Origin of the sequence: Streptomyces coacervatus, assembly GCF_029223485.1 — a bacterium.
In the GTDB taxonomy this organism is placed as follows: Bacteria; Actinomycetota; Actinomycetes; order Streptomycetales; family Streptomycetaceae; genus Streptomyces; species Streptomyces coacervatus.
The window spans coordinates 330,890-346,623 of sequence record NZ_JARHTP010000004.1; the positions used below are offsets into that span (position 1 = coordinate 330,890).

Below are 15,734 nucleotides of genomic sequence, written 5' to 3' on the forward strand. Positions count from 1 at the left end.
CGGTGATAGCGTCCCGGCTGGAGACGCGAGCGCGTGTCTTCCCGGACGAGATGTGCGCCGTACCCGGCCCGCCAAGACGACGCACTTCAGGAGGCATCGTGTCCGATGCGGGCGAGGCTGGTGTCCGGAAATTCAGCGCAGAGCCGCTGGGCGTCGACTGGATTCACGGGTCGCCGTCGGCCAAGCACAACACCGACCCCGATCTTCAAGTGCACTGGTACGACGAGCACACGGTGTTGCTGCGACAGAACAAGGCGATCCACTACGAGGCTCCGTTTCTGTATCTGTTGTTCGGGGAGCGTGAGGCGGTCCTGATCGACACGGGTGCCACAGCGTCACCGGAATTCTTTCCGGTCCGCCGGACTGTCGATGACCTTGTCGAGGCGTGGCTGGCCCGTAACCCCCGCGACTCCTATGGCCTTCTCGTACTCCACACGCACTCGCACGGCGATCACGTCGCGGGCGACGGACAGTTCCTCGACCGGCCGGACACGATGGTGGTGGGTGGCGATCGGGATCCGGCCTGGACCTACTTCGGGTTCGCCGACGATCCGGAGGCGGTGCGGCCCCTCGACCTCGGGGGGCGGGTGCTGGAAGCGCTCGCGACTCCGGGCCATGACGCTGCGGCAATCACGTTCTACGACCCGTGGACCGGTTTCCTGCTGACGGGAGACACCGTCTACCGCGGGCGGCTTTACATCGAGGACTGGTCGGCCTTCTCACGGACCATCGACCGGCTGATCGCATTCGCCGACCGGCGTCCGGTCACCCACGTTCTGGGCTGCCACATCGAGATGACAGGCAAGCCGGGTGTCGACTACCCGATCCGCACCACGTACCAGCCGGACGAACCCCCGCTGGAGATGACCCCGGCCCACCTGCATGCCGTGCGCGCGGCCCTGGACGAAGTCGGGCCTCACCCCGCTCGCCGCGCGTTCGCGGACTTCATCCTCTGGCCCGAAGAGGCCTGAGAGCCGTGTCGCGTGGGCGGTGCATCGGCGTCGTAGCGCCCATGAAGAGCACGGGTGCAGGCGCGCGGATACGCTGATGGTGCTCGGCAAACCAGCGTGCGCTCAGCCCGCACCCCGGCGACCGCAACACAGGAGGAAACGTGTCCGGTCAGTTTGAGGCGACAGCCGAGATCAACCGCCCTATCGAGGAAGTCTTCGCCTTCCTCGCCGACGGCACGAACGACCCCAAGTTCAGCCCGAGAGTCCAGGCGATCACGAAGACTCCGGAGGGGCCGACGGCAGTCGGCACGGTCTTTACGAGTACGGTCAAGGACGCCGGGATGAAGACGGGCCGGAAGTTCCGGATCACCGAATTCGAGGCTCCCCGCCGAATCCGCTGGACGGAGACCTCGAAGAACATCGTGACGGCGGACGAGGGCGGCTACGACCTGGAGTCCACCGGTCCGGGCACGACCAAGGTGCGGATCTTCAACGTCCTCGAAGGCCACGGCATCGGAAAGCTGCTGGTGGGCTTCGCACTGGCTGCGGCACGCAAAGACGCGCCCGCGTTCGGGCAGCGCATCAAGGCGGCCGTGGAAGCGTCCTGAGAGAGACCGGGGGCGGTGAACGCCCTGCGAGGTGCTGAACTCCCGGCGCAGCATGTCGTGCGGTGCGGCGGCGCACGACGATCGGCGCGGATCGGGGCCGGTGCGGGCCGCAGACGCCACCTACGCGTCCACGCCCCGCACTCGGCATCACGAACTGTGGATCATTTTCTTGATCCTGCAGATGCGCGAGAGCTTGCAATCATCCGGCCGAGGGCAGACTCAGCCCCCGCTCTTACGCCGGAACGTCCGCTGGCTCGCGGCCGGGCCGTGCGCGCCGCGGATCTTCGACGCATCCGTGTGCGCGGCACCCTCGGCCTGCCCACCGCGCTTTCGCTCAAGGGCTTCACGGAACCTGCGCTTGAGGTCGTACTGGCCCTCCTCGTCGGGCGTCAGCGGAGGGCGCTCGGCGTCAGGCGCCTCCGGACCGTCCTGCGGTGAAGAATCGGCAGTCATGGTGACCTCCTGCGTTCGCATGGTTGAAGACACAGCGTGTCATGCCGAGCGCGGGAGGGGACACGCCGGCCGTCGCCGCCCGACCAGGGCGGAAGCAGGGGCGGGGCCACTGTCGGACCGGCCGACCGTCGGACAGCCTGAGCATGGCGTCCGAAGGCCGCGCCGGCGACGGCGGTGGGTTGGACGCCATCCCCTCCTCCCCCACCACACTCACCGGCGCCGGGGTCAACGCATCATGCCCCACACAACCGCCTTCGCCAGGAACCACTGGTACAGCCGGCGCACCTTTCTGACCTGCGCTTGCGTGGGGGCGATGAGGCTGTGACCTGCTAGGACGGGTTGCAGAGGCGAGCGGGGGCAGTCAGAGGCAGCGCCCTCTGCAACTGGCCCTTGAGCAATAGGCGTTGGCCGGTGTGGATCACGGGCGGGCGGCTCTGACGGTGCTCTGTGTCGACCTCGGTCGAGCCGCGATGGGGACGCGTGCCTCCACTCCGGGCCAGGGCAAAGCCACGGCCTCCACGGCGGCACATCCTGGAGACCTTGCCGGCACCGATTGGAGGCCGGTTCCGGGCACACAGCGATGCGGGCCTCGGACACCGGTTCCCCGAGACGGCTGCCCGCGCGAGCCCGCTGCGCGTACCATCGCGCAGCCAGTACGCCGGTCGCAGCTCGTGAAGGCAGCTCATCCACGGTGTGGATGAGCCGGATACGGGATTCTGATCGCGTGGAGGATGGCGAGCAGGCGGTCGACGGCCCATAGTCGTCCCTACCCGCACGCCGCTGTCCGGACCAGCCGCCGGTGTGTGGCCGTCCCCTGCATGCCGTGCGCCGAAGGCGCCCGTGGAAGGCATGCCCGCTCCGTACGACGTTCCTGGAGTCGCCATGCCCGGTTCCGTTCCGCCGCCGTCTGCCATCGCGGTCGACGACGCTGCTCCGTCGCCCGTGGCCGTCTCGGGCCCGGCTCATCTGCTGCGCGTGACATTGCTGATGGCGGGCAGTTGTCTGCCGATCCTGGGGGCGGTGCTGATCGCCCCGGTGCTGCCGAAGATGCAGGACTATTTCGCGTCGGTGCCGGGGGCCAAGGCGCTGGTGCCGCTGGCGCTGACCGTTCCGGCTCTGGCACTGGCGCTGCTGGCGCCGTTCGCCGGCGTGATCGTGGACCGGCTGGGCCGCAAGCGCCTGCTGATCGTGGCGACCCTGCTGTACGCCGTGTTCGGCACCGCCCCGCTCTGGCTGGAGTCGCTGGGTGCCATCATCGCCAGCCGGGCCCTGGTCGGGGTCACCGAGGCGGCGATCATGACGTGCTGCACCACGCTGATCGGGGACTACTACAGCGGCCGGCGGCGGGTGAAGTACCTCGCGCTGCAGACGATGTGCGCGTCCGCGTCGGCCACCGTCTTCTTTGTGCTGGGCGGCGCCGCCGGATCGGCGGGCTGGCGGGTGCCCTTCTGGGTGTACGCCGTGAGCCTGGCGCTCGCCCCGCTCATGGCCTCCGCGCTGCCCACTCCGGCGGCAGGCGCGACAGTCACCGAGACGCCGACTCCCGAGGTGCGGCGCCCCTTTCCCCGGCGGCAGTTGGGCGGCATCTGTGCCCTGACCTTCTTCGGCGCGATGGTGTTCTACACCGTCCCGGTCGAGATGTCGTACCTGCTCGACGACCTCGGGGTGAAGAACTCCGGTGTCATCGGTCTGGCCACCGCGATCGCCAGCGCTGCGACGGTGGGCGGGGCGGTCACGTTCGCCCGCCTCAAGCGCTCTCCCGACCCGATGCTGCCCGGTGTTCTCGGACTCTGCGCAGCCGGCTTCGTGGTGATGTTCCTCGGGGGGAACGTTCCGCTGCTGGTCGTCGGGGCGGTGATCAACTGTGTGGGCACCGGCATGATGCTGCCTGCCCTCCTCACGAGTGCCATGTCCCGCCTGACGTTCGAGGAGCGCGGCCGCGGCACGGGGCTGTGGATGGCAGCCTTCTTCGGCGGCGAGTTCGTCTGCCCGCTGGTGCTGCTCGCCGGGGAGGCGGCGGTCGGCAGCCTCGCGGGTGCGGTGGGCGCGCTGGGGCTGGCTGCCGCGGTTGTCGCGGCGGTGCTGTGGGCGGCTCGGCGCCGCGCGGGCGCCGTGGATCCCCGGCCACTGCCGGAGCAGTTGGTCTGAGACCGGCACGGGCTGAACACACCCTCCCGTGGACCGAGTCGTATCGGTCACCGACGGGCGCCGGGCCGGCATCAGAGCGGGCCTGGCGCCGGCCCCATCTCCCGTGTGGCGGACACGACTTCGTCCAGGCCGTTGCCGGTCAGCGTGGCACCCACCTCCGCGGCCTTCTGCCGTAGCCAGATGTGAGCCGCGTCCTGCGTATGCACCGGGTGCCACCACATCGCCTCCTGGACCGGTACCGCCTCGAACGGGCAGGGCAGGACCCGTACCGCCGCGGCGCGGACCGCTCTGCGGGCCAGGCGCTCCTGGATCATCGCGATCCGGCGGGTGCCCTCGACCATGTGGGGCAGCAGCTGGAAGGTCTGTACCGAGACCTCGACCCGGGGGCTGATGCCGATCATGCTGAGCTGGCGCGCGGCCGGGGCGTCGTACGGGCGCTGGTAGACCGCCCAGGGCAGCCGCGACAGGTGGTCGAGGGTGAGTGCGTCACCGACCTCCGGATTGTCGTCGGCGACCATGCACAGCCAGCGGTCCTGGTGGACGTCGACGCATGGGAGACCGTCGATGATGCCGTGCGGCAGCAGCAGGCCGTCGACGGTGCTCAGCACGGTCGCGGTGTTCTCCACCACCGCGGGCGTCGAATGCTGGAAGGTGAGCCGGATGCCGGGCGCCTCCTGGTGCAGTGCGCGGGCCAGCGCGGAGCCGAACACCGCCGCGCCGTAGTCGGAGCAGAGCAGCGTGAACTCGCGTGTCTCGGCGGCCGGGTCGAAGTCCGCCTGGCTGGCGAAGACCCGCTCCAGCAGATCGCACGCGGTCGCGCTGCGGTCCCGCAGCGCCACCCCGAGCGGCGTCAGTTCGTAGTTGTTGCCCGTGCGGGCGAGCAATTCGTCGTCGAAATGGCGGCGCAGCCGGGAAAGCGCCGCGCTCATCGCGGGCTGGCTCAGCCCGACGCGCTCGCCGGCCCGGGTGACGTTGCGCTCCTCCAGCAGGGCGCGCAGGGCGACGACCAGGTTGAGGTCCAGTCGGGACAGGTTCACCAAGCACCACCTACACAGGACGACGCTCATCCACGCGATGGATGAGCTGCATCCACAGGATCTATTTCCGTGATCAGCCGATCAGGGTCAGAGTAGACCGCATCCCAGCAGAAGGACATCTGATGGCAACACTCGCGCAACCTGCCGGCCCGTTCGCGCTCGGCACGTTCTCGCTTCCGGACACAGCGCCGTTCCCCGGGCTCCTGGCGAAGGGCCGGGTTCTCGACCTGACCAGAGCCCTGGCCTGGGCACCGTGCGGTCTGCGTGCCGTGGTGGAGCGGTGGGAGGAGGCGCTGCCCGTACTGCACGTCCTGGCGGACGAGGAGGCCCTGGACTGGCGGCCGCTGGAGGAGCTGCGGGTGCACGCCCCGCTGGAGCCGCGCCAGATCTTCCAGTCCGGCGCCAACTACCGGCAGCACGTGATCGACCTGGAGGTCGCCCACCGCTCCCCCGACGACCCGCGCACGGTCGAGGAGGCGAGAGCGGAGATCGCCGCGGTCATGGACCGGCGGGCCGCCGAGGACCTGCCGTACGTGTTCATCGGCCTGCCGAGCACGATCGCCGGCCCGTACGACGATGTCGTACTGCCCGAATGGGCCCAACAGCCCGACTGGGAGCTGGAGTTGGCGGCCGTCATCGCCAAGCCTGCCTATCGGGTGACCGTGGAGGAGGCTCTGGAGTACGTCGCCGGGTACACGATCGCCAACGACCTCACGGACCGTGCCACCGTCTTCCGGCGGGACATGAAGGCCATCGGCACCGACTGGCTGCGCTGCAAGAACGCGCCGGGCTTCACTCCGCTGGGCCCGTGGCTCGTCCCTGCCGAGTCGATCGCCGACCCCGACGACCTGCGGGTCACGCTGAAGCTGAACGGCGAGACCATGCAGGACGAGTCCACCAAGGACATGCTCTTCGGGGTCGCCCGCCTGGTGTCGTACATCTCGCAGACCGCTCAACTCCTGCCCGGTGACCTGGTGTTGACGGGCAGCCCGGCCGGCAACGGACTTCACTGGGGCCGGCTGCTGCGGGACGGCGACGTCATGGACGGCTCGATCACGGGGCTCGGCGCGCAGCGCACCCGCTGTGTCTCGGAGGACGCCTCGTGAATCCGAACGACCCCGAGGGCGCGATCGAGGAGGCCGCCAAGGCGTACTCCAACTGGGGGCGTTGGGGCGAGGACGACGTGCTCGGCACCCTGAACTTCCTCGACGAGGCCAAGCGCCGCGAGGGCGCCGCACTCGTCCGGCGGGGCGTGAGCTTCTCGCTGTCGCAGCGGTTCGACATGAACGGCCCGCAGAAGGGCTGGCGCCGGCGGACCAACCCCGTGCACACGATGCTGGACACCGGGACCGACGCGGCCCTCGGCAACCAGGGCTTCCCGCACGGCATCGGCGGTGCGGACGACGTGATCGCGATGCCGCTGCAGTGCTCGACGCAGTGGGACGGGCTCGGGCACATCTTCGACCACGGTTTCGCCTGGAACGGACGCCGGGCGGACAAGGTCGTCACCTCCGACGGCGACCTCGTCACCGGCATAGAGCACATGGCGCCGTACGTCGCCGGGCGCGGAGTCCTCCTCGACGTCGGCCAAGTCATCGGCACCGACCGCGAGTTGCCCGACGGGTTCGCCATCACCGAGGACCACCTGACCGCCACCGCGAACGCTCATGGCGTCACGGTCGGCCGCGGCGACATCGTCCTCGTCCGCACCGGTCATCTCGCCCGCGCCAGGCGCGACGGCTGGGGCGACTACGCCGGCGGACCCGCGCCGGGGCTGTCGTTCACGACCGCCGGCTGGCTGCACGGCACCGAGATCGCCGCGATCGCCACCGACACCTGGGGCTTCGAGGTACGGCCGAACGAGTTCGAGAACGCCTTCCAGCCGCTGCACCAGGTCGTCATCCCCAACATGGGTCTGCTCATCGGTGAGATGTGGGACCTCGACGCCCTGGCCGCGGACTGCGCGGACGACGGTGTGTACGAGTTCTGGCTCACCGCCGCGCCCCTGCCCATCACCGGAGCTGTCGGCTCCCCGGTCAACCCGATCGCCGTCAAATAACACGCTCAGCCGCCGGATGCGCCCTTCCCGGACAGCAGCGGCGCATCCGGCCCCCCGCGCCCCGTCCCCACCCTGGCCCGCGCCCCCAGCGGGCGAGCCGCACTCCTGCCGCCCGAAGTCGCGCGGCCCAATCCCGGGAGGTAACTCCGACATGGCTGACAGCCTCACCCTCCCCCACTCTCGACTTCGCTCGAGCGGGGGGACCCCCATCGTGCTGGTCATCGGTGGGGGCGCCTCAGGCAACGCCATCACCATCCTGCTGCGCCGCGCCGGCATCGCCGTCGATCTGGTCGAGGCCAGGCCCGACTGGAACGCCACCACCGGCTCCGGCATCACCCTCCAGGGCAACGCCCTGCGCGTCCTGCGTGAACTCGGCGTGTGGGAACAGGTGGAAGCCTCCGGCTACGCCTTCGGCTCGCTCGGCGTGACCGCCCCCGACGGCACCGTGCTGTTCGTCGCCGAGGACATCCAGACCGGCGGAGAAGACCTGCCCGCCACCCTCGGTATGCAGCGGCCCCGGCTGCAGCAGCTCCTCATAAACGCGGTCCGCGCCTCCGGCGCCGGCGTTCGGCTCGGCACCACCGCCGAGGCGCTGGAGCAGGACGCCGACGGTGTCTCGGTGCGCTTCAGCGACGGCACGAGCGGCCGCTACGACCTCGTCGTCGCCGCCGACGGCCTCAACTCGGCCACCCGCGCAGCGATCGGCATCGCCGAGAAGGCCGAGCCGACCGGCATGGCCATCTGGCGCATCGCCGCTCCCCGGCCCGAGAGCGTGACGCGCACCGATCTGGCCTACGGCGGCCCCGCCTACATCGCCGGCTACTGCCCCACCAGCGAGAACACCATCTACGCCTATGTCGTCGAGGCGTGTCGCGACCGCGCCGCCATCGACCCGGCCACGTACGCCGACGAGATGCGCCGTCTGGCGCAGGGCTATGGAGGCGCATGGCCGGAGATCACCGAGCACATCACCGACCCGAAGAAGGTCAACTACACCTGGTTCGACCGCCTGCTGGTCGAGGGCTCCTGGCACCGCGGCCGGGTCGTGCTCATCGGCGACGCGGCCCACTGCTGCCCGCCCACCATGGCCCAGGGTGCGGCGATGTCCCTGGAGGACGCCTCAGTACTGGCCGAGCTGCTGACCAGCGGACGGGACTGGGACGACGAGCTCCTCCAGGGCTACCACGACCGCCGCATCTCCCGGGTGCGCACCGTCGTCGAGGCTTCCGTACAGATCGGCCAGTGGCAGCTGGACGGCGTACGCGACGCCGACATCGCCGGGCTGGTCGGCAGCACCATGAATCTCCTCAAGGAGCGCCCGTGACCGCCACCGCATCCGCCGCGCCGACGATCGACGTCCACGCCCATCTCCTGCTGCCGGAGGTCGAGGAGGCCGTCGCCGGTCAGCCCGGTCTCGCCGAGGCCCGTGACCTCGACGCCCGCCGCAACGGCCCCGCGGCCCTGACCGTCAACGGTCCGATGGTCGGCGCGCGCGTACCGAAGCTGACGGAGGCCGCCGTGCGTCTGGCGGCCATGGACGCGCAGGGCGTGGACGTCCAACTGGTCAGTCCGTCCCCGTCGCACTACCACTACTGGGCCGGGTCCCGACTGGCCGAGAAGGTCTGCCGATTGGCCAACGAGGGCACCGCCGCGCACTGCGCGAAGGCTCCCGACCGGCTGCACGGCCTCGGCCTGGTCCCCCTCCAATACCCCGACCTCACCGTGGAGTTGCTCGACCACGCACTGGACCAGGGCCTGAAGGGCGTGGAGATCTCCTCGCACGCCCCCGGCCGCGAGCTGTCGGATCCCGCGTACGAACCCTTCTGGACCCGCGCCGAGGAGACCGGCGCGCTGGTCTTCCTGCACCCGTTCGGCTGCACCCTCGACGAGCGCCTCGACCGGTGGTACCTGTCCAATACTGTCGGCCAGCCCACCGAGAACGCGGTCGCACTCTCCCACCTGATCTTCTCCGGCGTCCTGGACCGCCACCCGGACCTGAAGCTGATCGCGGCGCACGGCGGCGGCTATCTGCCCACCCACCTCGGCCGCTCCGACCACGCCTGGCGGGCCCGCCCCGACGCGCAGAACTGCTCACGGGAGCCGAGCAGCTATCTGAAGCAGCTGTACTTCGACTCGCTGGTCCACGACCCGCACGTACTGCGGGAGTTGCTGCGAGCCGCCGGACCGGACCGGGTCCTGCTCGGCTCCGACTTCCCCTTCGACATGGGCACGGACGACCCGCTGGACGCACTGCGCGCCGCGGACCTGCCCGACGACGACTTCCACGCGGTGCGGGGCGGCAACGCCGCCGCCCTGCTCAACCTCTCCGGAGAAGGAACCCCCCGATGAGCAACCGCCTGCTCACCCACTTGCGGCACGTCGACCTCGCCGTGCCCGACTACGACAAGCAGTTGGACTTCTACTCCGGCGTCTGGGGCCTTACCAAGGTCGCCGAGGACTCCGGCATCTCCTTCCTCGCCGCCGAGGGCAGCCCCGAGCAGTACGTCGTACGCCTGCGCAAAGCCGACGACAAGCGCCTCGACCTGGTCTCCTACGGCGCGGGATCAGCTGCCGACGTGGACACGCTCGCCGAGCAACTGCTGGCCGGCGGCGTGCAGTTGATCTCCCGGCCGGGCGAGGTCGACACCCCGGGCGGCGGCTACGGCTTCCGCTTCTTCGACGTCGACGGACGCACGATCGAGGTCTCGGCCGAGGTCGAGGTCCGACAGCACCGCAAGATCGAGGAGAAGGAGTCGATCCCGGTCAAGCTGTCGCACGTCGTCCTCAACTCCCCGGACCTCGACAAGACCCGCGAGTGGTACGAGACCCACCTCGGCTTCCGCCTGTCCGACACGCTCGGCCATCCGCACATCGGCGATGTCATGCACTTCATGCGGATCTCCAACCAGCACCACTCCATGGCCATCGCCAAGGGGCCGCACACCGCCCTGCACCACATCTCCTTCGAGATGCGCGGCATCGACGAGTACATGCGCGGCTCCGGCCGGGTGATGCGGGCCGGCTTCAGGAAGATCTGGGGACCGGGCCGGCATATGGCGGGCGACAACACCTTCACCTACTTCCTCGACCCGCACGGCAACACCGTCGAGTACACCACCGAGCTGGAACTGCTGGACGAGGACACCTGGCACCCGCACGTCTACGACTTCTTCCAGCCCGAGGTCACCGACCAGTGGGGCACGGCGAATCCCATGAACGAGCTGGTCACCAAGGAGTCCTTCAACGACCCCGACCACGGCTGCTTCGTCGCGCCGCCGGTCTGATCCCCCCCCCGAATTCCGGGGGCGCGGCAGCCCTGTCATGCCCTGACTCCCCGTCGCGTCCCCGGTCCCGCTCCGTCCGTCCTCCCCGTCCTCCCGTCGACAGGACCCTCCCATGCGTTTCGCCACGTACGAATACCGCAATCGACGCCAGGTGGCGGTCGTCGAAGAGGACGGCACGCTCCACCCCCTGCCCGGCGTCAGCTCGCTGACCGACCTGCTCGCCGGTGGAGGCGGACTGCCCGAACTGCTCGACGCGGGCTCCGTGACGCTCGACGTCCCGCCCGGCCCGCACATCTCCGACGTAACCCTGCTGCCGCCCCTGCAGCCGCCCACCGTGCGGGACTTCGTCACCTTCGAGGAACACGTCGAGGGCGTACGACGGTCGGTGGACGGGGCCGCCGGTGTGCCCGAGCAGTGGTACGCGGCCCCGACCTTCTACTTCACCAACCCCTACGCGGTGTACGGCCCGTATGACGACATCCCCATGCCGCCGGGGGCGAGCATGCTCGACTTCGAGCTCGAAGTCGCCGCGGTGATCGGCAAGGAGGGCCGGGACCTCACCCCCGAGCAGGCCCGTGACCACATCATCGGCTACACGATCTTCAACGACTGGTCCGCCCGCGACCTGCAGTCCGCCGAGATGAGAGTGGGTCTCGGCCCGTGCAAGGGCAAGGACACCGCCACCACCCTCGGCCCCTTCCTGGTCACCGCAGACGCATTGGACAAGTACCGCGACGCGGACGGCTTCCTGCGTCTGGCACTCACCGCGGAGATCAACGGCAAGGTGGTCGGCGAGGACCTGCTGTCCAACATGAGCTGGACCTTCGAGGAGATGGTCGCCTACGCCTCGCGCGGGACCCGGGTGCGCCCCGGCGACGTCCTCGGCTCGGGCACCTGTGGCAACGGCGGCTGCCTGGCGGAGCTTTGGGGTGTACGAGGCACGCAGGACCCGGCACCGCTGAAGCCCGGCGACACGGTCACCCTCACCGTGGAGGGCATCGGAACCGTCTCCAACACCGTGGTCGCGGGCGCCGACCCGGTACCGCTGCCGGCGGCCCGACTTCGCTCCCGGGAGCGGCCGTGAGCGACCTGCATCCCAAGAGGCTCCTCGGCAAGGTCGTCGTCGTCACGGGAGCGGCCCGCGGCCAGGGCGCCGCCGAGACCGACGCCCTCACCCGCGAGGGCGCCCGGGTGATCGCCACCGACGTGACCGACGCCCCGGGCTGCCGCCGCCTCGACGTCACCAGCGACAAGGAGTGGGCCCGACTCGCCGCCGAACTCGGGGAGTCGTACGGCCAGGTCCACGGCCTGGTCAACAACGCGGGCGTCACCTGGCGCGCCCGCATCGACGACGTACGCCCCGAGGACATGGCCCGCGTCCACGCCGTCAACGTCACCGGACCGCTGCTGGGCATCCAGCACCTGACACCGCTGATGCGCGCGGGGGCGTCGATCGTCAACGTCGGCTCCTCCGCGGCCCTCACCGGCCACTACCCCGTCGCGTACACGGCCAGCAAGTGGGCACTGCGCGGCCTCTCGAAGACGGCCGCGCTGGAGCTCGGCCCGCGCGGCATCCGGATCAACACCGTCCACCCCGGGTTCATCGAGACCGACATGACCGCCTCGGCCGCCCCTGCGTTCCGCGAGGCGAACATTCGCGAGACCCCGCTGGGCCGTACCGGAACCGTCGACGAGATCACCCCGCTCGTCGTCTTCCTCCTCTCCGACGAGGCGTCCTTCATCACCGGTGCCGAGATCCCCGTCGACGGTGGCCTCACCTCACATGGCGGCGTCAAGTCGATCTCGGACGCACTACGCCCGTAGCACCAACAGAAAGGTCCCCATGGACAAGGTCTGCGCGAGCGCCGCGGAGGCGGTCGCCGACATCCCCGACGGCGCGTCGCTGGCCGTCGGCGGCTTCGGTCTCAGCGGCATCCCGAATGTCCTCATCCAGGCTCTCCACGCCCAGGGTGCCACCGGCCTGCAGGTCGTCTCGAACAACTGCGGTGTGGACGATCGCGGTCTGGGCGTCTTGCTGGCCGCCGACCGCATCGCCCGGGTCACGGGCTCGTACGTCGGCGAGAACAAGGAGTTCGCCCGGCAATACCTCTCCGGCGAGTTGGAGGTGGAGCTCGTCCCGCAGGGCACCCTCGCCGAGCGGCTGCGGGCCGGCGGTGCGGGCGTCCCGGCCTTCTACACTCCGGCCGGCGTGGGCACACAGGTCGCCAGGGGTGGCCTGCCCTGGCGGTATGCGCCGGACGGGTCGGTGGCCGTCGCCTCCCCCGCCAAGGAGACACGCGACTTCCACGGCCGCACCCACATCCTCGAACACGGCATCACCACCGACTTCGCCCTCGTGCGGGCCTGGCGCGGCGACCGTCACGGCAACCTGGTCTTCCGCCGGGCCGCCGCCAACTTCAACCCGCTCGCCGCCATGGCCGGACGCGTGACGGTCGCCGAGGTCGAAGAACTCGTGGAACCGGGCGAGTTGAGCCCCGACGAGGTGCACCTGCCGGGCGTGTTCGTACAGCGAGTCGTGGCGCTGACTCCAACTCAGGCCGCTGACAAGGCAATAGAGAAGAGGACCGTACGAGCATGAGCTGGACCCGCGACCAGATGGCCGCCCGTGCCGCCGCCGAACTCGCCGACGGCTCCTACGTCAACCTCGGCATCGGCCTGCCCACCCTCATCCCCGGCCATCTCCCGCCGCATGTCCATGTAGTCCTGCACTCGGAGAACGGCATCCTCGGCACCGGGCCTTGTCCGACGGAGACCGAGGTCGACCCGGACCTGATCAACGCCGGCAAGGAGACCGTCACCGTGCTTCCGGGCGCCTCCTTCTTCGACTCCGCGCTCTCTTTCGGGATGATCCGTGGCGGCCACATCGACACGGCCGTGCTCGGCGCCATGCAGGTGTCGGCCGACGGCGACCTGGCCAACTGGATGATCCCCGGCAAGATGGTCAAGGGCATGGGCGGCGCGATGGACCTCGTCCATGGCGCGCGTCGGGTCATCGTGCTGATGGAACACACCGCGAAGGACGGCACCCCGAAGATCGTCAAGGAGTGCTCTCTCCCCCTCACCGGCGAGCGGTGCGTCCACCGCGTCATCACCGACCTCGGCGTCCTCGACGTCACGCCGGACGGCCTGGCGCTGGTGGAGTGCGCGCCGGGTGTGACCGCTCAGGACATCGTGGCCCGCACCGATGCGCCTCTGATCGTGCAGTCCTGAGTCCCGGACGGGCCGCCCCGTGAACCGTCCGTCTCAGGCCGGGTTGCGACCGATGAAGAACCCTCGGAACGGGTCCATGCTCGGTTCAAGTACGGAGCGGGCCGGCGTTGTGGCCCTGGAGCAGAAGGCGACCGCGGTGACGGCCTTTCTCCTCGTCCAGGGACTCGGCGCAGGCGAGCCGGGAGTGGTCGTCGTCCTTCGAGGGTCAGCGGTGCGTTCCGATGTGCCCTGCTGGTGGCGTTCCCGGACTGGGCTCCCGCGTGAGCGGCTGTGCGTGGCGTCAGCGTGCGAACTTTGCGATGGCCGCCGGGGTGACGGGGGTGAAGAAGTTGACGAGATTGCCGTCGGGGTCACGGAACAGCAGCGACCGGTTGCCCCAGGGCATCGTGGTGGGCTCGTTGACGAAGTCGGTGACGAAGCCGGTCAGGTTCTGGTAGACGCGGTCCACGTCGTCGACGAGGAACTCGGTGATCACGCTGTGGTTGTCCGCCGGGCGGGCAGAGCCCGGAGCGAACAGCGGGACCGTGCGGGTGCTGCCGATCGCGAGGGTGGCGCCCGCGATCTTGAGTTCGGCGAAGTCCTCGTTGGCCCACGTCGCCTGCACCCCTGTAGCTCGCTCGTAGAACTCGACGAGGCGCGCTACGTCGCCGGTGATGATGCGGATCGAGACGAAGTCCATGGGGATCTCCTTGGCTGCGCTGAAGGCGTGCACGTCGCAGGCTAGGAGAAATAGTGGACAGAATCGGTCCTGTATTCGCGTTAGGCTGCGAACATGCCTCGACCCACCGGCCGCGTGCTGACACTCCTGGAGCTGCTGCAGTCGGGCGGCACCCGGACGGTGGCCGAACTCGCCGACCGGCTCGGCGTCGAAGGGCGCACCGTGCGGCGGTATGTGGACCAGTTGATCGACCTGGACGTGCCGGTGGAATCGGTACGCGGGCGCTACGGCGGGTACCGGCTCGCCCCCGGGTACCGCTTGCCTCCGCTCATGCTCAGCGACGACGAGGCGCTGGCCGTGCTGCTCGGCCTGGTCGCCGGCCGCCGGGCGGGGTTGACGACGACGGAGCGCACGGCGAGCGAAACGGCATCGGCGAAGATCCGGCGGGTGCTCCCCAAGCACACCGCCCGCAGGCTCGACACACTCCTGGAGGCTCTCGCCTTCACGGATCAGCCCGGCGAGTTCGACACCCCGGACGCCGAGGTCCTGCTCACCATCGCCGATGCGGTGCGCCACCGCCGACCGGTCTCGATCCGCTACACCGACCGCGACGGACAGCGCAGCGAACGCACGCTGCACGCGTACGGGATCGTCGCCCATGCGGGCCGGTGGTACGTCACGGGCCAGGACGCCCGGATCGGCGAGGACCGCACCTTCCGGCTCGATCGCATCGCGGACGCACGAACCCTGCCCGGCTCATTCGAAGCGCCCGCGGGTCCCGATCCGGCACATCGCCTGTTGTCAGCCTTCGCCACGGCCGAGTACCGGCACGAGGTGACCTTGCGGATCCACGGAACGGTCGAGCAGATCCGCGCCCACCTTCCCGCAAGCGTCGCGAGCCTGGAGGAGTACGCGCCCGTGGCAGGCGAGGACGGGGCGATCGAGCGCTGGCTGCGCGTCGAGCTGCGGGCGGAGCGGCTCGATTGGTTGCCTCCGGTACTCGCCTCGATCGACCGGCCGTTCGTCATCGAACGCCCCGATGAACTGCGCGACCTCGTCATCACGCTCGCCGATCGCCTCGCGTCCTACGCCCGCCAAGCCTGACCGCGAGGAACCAGTGTCATGAGATGGCACAGCTAGAGCGCTTGACAGGGAAGGCGCGAGCCCGGGACCCCGCCGTCCGGCGGGAACTTCCCGGGCCCACTTCCGGTGGCTCCGCGCCACCGGCTGCGCTCTCATTGTGGTGCGTCGTCCGGATGTGATGGAGCATCCCGGAACGGAGATCATCTGTCGGGAACAGGCCACC

Annotated in this window: 16 protein-coding genes and 1 riboswitch; of the genes, 13 read left to right on the top strand and 3 right to left on the bottom strand. The window is 69.9% G+C overall.

Features of this window, described 5'->3' with window-relative positions; genetic code table 11:
* The first annotated feature begins 17 nt into the window (after positions 1 to 17).
* Positions 18 to 86: riboswitch (guanidine-III (ykkC-III) riboswitch) on the top strand.
* Positions 87 to 98: 12 nt separating this feature from the next.
* Together P2Q00_RS12425 and P2Q00_RS12430 are read left to right on the top strand one after the other, a co-directional pair.
* A complete protein-coding gene (locus P2Q00_RS12425) occupies positions 99 to 971 on the top strand; it encodes an MBL fold metallo-hydrolase (protein WP_275772338.1) in 873 nt (290 codons plus the stop codon).
* Between the two features lie 140 nt (positions 972 to 1,111).
* A complete protein-coding gene (locus P2Q00_RS12430) occupies positions 1,112 to 1,558 on the top strand; it encodes an SRPBCC family protein (protein ID WP_275772339.1) in 447 nt (148 codons plus the stop codon).
* Between the two features lie 219 nt (positions 1,559 to 1,777).
* On the opposite strand, the gene P2Q00_RS12435 is transcribed toward P2Q00_RS12430, so the two are convergent.
* Positions 1,778 to 2,011: a DUF5302 domain-containing protein gene (locus P2Q00_RS12435; protein ID WP_275772340.1), complete on the bottom strand. Its 234-nt coding sequence runs from the start codon at positions 2,009 to 2,011 to the stop codon at positions 1,778 to 1,780.
* Between the two features lie 882 nt (positions 2,012 to 2,893).
* Here P2Q00_RS12435 and P2Q00_RS12440 point away from each other — a divergent pair.
* Positions 2,894 to 4,159, top strand: coding sequence for an MFS transporter (locus P2Q00_RS12440; RefSeq protein WP_275772342.1), 1,266 nt, complete (start codon positions 2,894 to 2,896; stop codon positions 4,157 to 4,159).
* A gap of 71 nt (positions 4,160 to 4,230) precedes the next feature.
* Here the strand turns inward: P2Q00_RS12440 and P2Q00_RS12445 are convergent, their stop codons facing one another.
* The gene (locus P2Q00_RS12445) at positions 4,231 to 5,196 is read right to left on the bottom strand and encodes a LysR family transcriptional regulator (protein WP_275772344.1); all 966 of its coding nucleotides are present in this window, start codon (positions 5,194 to 5,196) and stop codon (positions 4,231 to 4,233) included.
* A gap of 122 nt (positions 5,197 to 5,318) precedes the next feature.
* On the opposite strand from P2Q00_RS12445, the gene P2Q00_RS12450 reads away from it, so the two are divergent.
* The 9 genes from P2Q00_RS12450 to P2Q00_RS12490 all read left to right on the top strand — a co-directional run bounded on the left by P2Q00_RS12450 (position 5,319) and on the right by P2Q00_RS12490 (position 13,770).
* Positions 5,319 to 6,302, top strand: a complete 984-nt coding sequence (locus P2Q00_RS12450) for a fumarylacetoacetate hydrolase family protein (RefSeq protein ID WP_275772346.1) — start codon at positions 5,319 to 5,321, stop codon at positions 6,300 to 6,302.
* Complete coding sequence (locus tag P2Q00_RS12455) at positions 6,299 to 7,255, top strand: cyclase family protein (protein WP_275772347.1); 957 nt, start codon at positions 6,299 to 6,301, stop codon at positions 7,253 to 7,255. The genes P2Q00_RS12450 and P2Q00_RS12455 overlap by 4 nt, the downstream gene beginning before the upstream one ends.
* A gap of 151 nt (positions 7,256 to 7,406) precedes the next feature.
* Positions 7,407 to 8,579: an FAD-dependent oxidoreductase gene (locus tag P2Q00_RS12460; protein WP_275772348.1), complete on the top strand. Its 1,173-nt coding sequence runs from the start codon at positions 7,407 to 7,409 to the stop codon at positions 8,577 to 8,579.
* The gene (locus P2Q00_RS12465; RefSeq protein WP_275772350.1) at positions 8,576 to 9,604 is read left to right on the top strand and encodes an amidohydrolase family protein; all 1,029 of its coding nucleotides are present in this window, start codon (positions 8,576 to 8,578) and stop codon (positions 9,602 to 9,604) included. Before P2Q00_RS12460 ends, P2Q00_RS12465 begins: the two co-directional genes overlap by 4 nt.
* Positions 9,601 to 10,539, top strand: coding sequence for a VOC family protein (locus P2Q00_RS12470; protein ID WP_275772352.1), 939 nt, complete (start codon positions 9,601 to 9,603; stop codon positions 10,537 to 10,539). Before P2Q00_RS12465 ends, P2Q00_RS12470 begins: the two co-directional genes overlap by 4 nt.
* A gap of 112 nt (positions 10,540 to 10,651) precedes the next feature.
* Positions 10,652 to 11,623: a fumarylacetoacetate hydrolase family protein gene (locus tag P2Q00_RS12475; protein WP_275772354.1), complete on the top strand. Its 972-nt coding sequence runs from the start codon at positions 10,652 to 10,654 to the stop codon at positions 11,621 to 11,623.
* Positions 11,620 to 12,363, top strand: coding sequence for an SDR family NAD(P)-dependent oxidoreductase (locus P2Q00_RS12480; RefSeq protein ID WP_275772356.1), 744 nt, complete (start codon positions 11,620 to 11,622; stop codon positions 12,361 to 12,363). Before P2Q00_RS12475 ends, P2Q00_RS12480 begins: the two co-directional genes overlap by 4 nt.
* Positions 12,364 to 12,382: 19 nt before the next feature.
* The gene (locus P2Q00_RS12485; protein WP_275772358.1) at positions 12,383 to 13,138 is read left to right on the top strand and encodes a CoA transferase subunit A; all 756 of its coding nucleotides are present in this window, start codon (positions 12,383 to 12,385) and stop codon (positions 13,136 to 13,138) included.
* Complete coding sequence (locus tag P2Q00_RS12490; protein WP_275772359.1) at positions 13,135 to 13,770, top strand: CoA transferase subunit B; 636 nt, start codon at positions 13,135 to 13,137, stop codon at positions 13,768 to 13,770. Before P2Q00_RS12485 ends, P2Q00_RS12490 begins: the two co-directional genes overlap by 4 nt.
* Positions 13,771 to 14,050: 280 nt before the next feature.
* On the opposite strand, the gene P2Q00_RS12495 is transcribed toward P2Q00_RS12490, so the two are convergent.
* Positions 14,051 to 14,449, bottom strand: coding sequence for a VOC family protein (locus P2Q00_RS12495; RefSeq protein WP_275772360.1), 399 nt, complete (start codon positions 14,447 to 14,449; stop codon positions 14,051 to 14,053).
* Positions 14,450 to 14,542: 93 nt separating this feature from the next.
* On the opposite strand from P2Q00_RS12495, the gene P2Q00_RS12500 reads away from it, so the two are divergent.
* A complete protein-coding gene (locus tag P2Q00_RS12500) occupies positions 14,543 to 15,532 on the top strand; it encodes a helix-turn-helix transcriptional regulator (RefSeq protein WP_275772363.1) in 990 nt (329 codons plus the stop codon).
* The last annotated feature ends 202 nt before the right edge of the window (positions 15,533 to 15,734 follow it).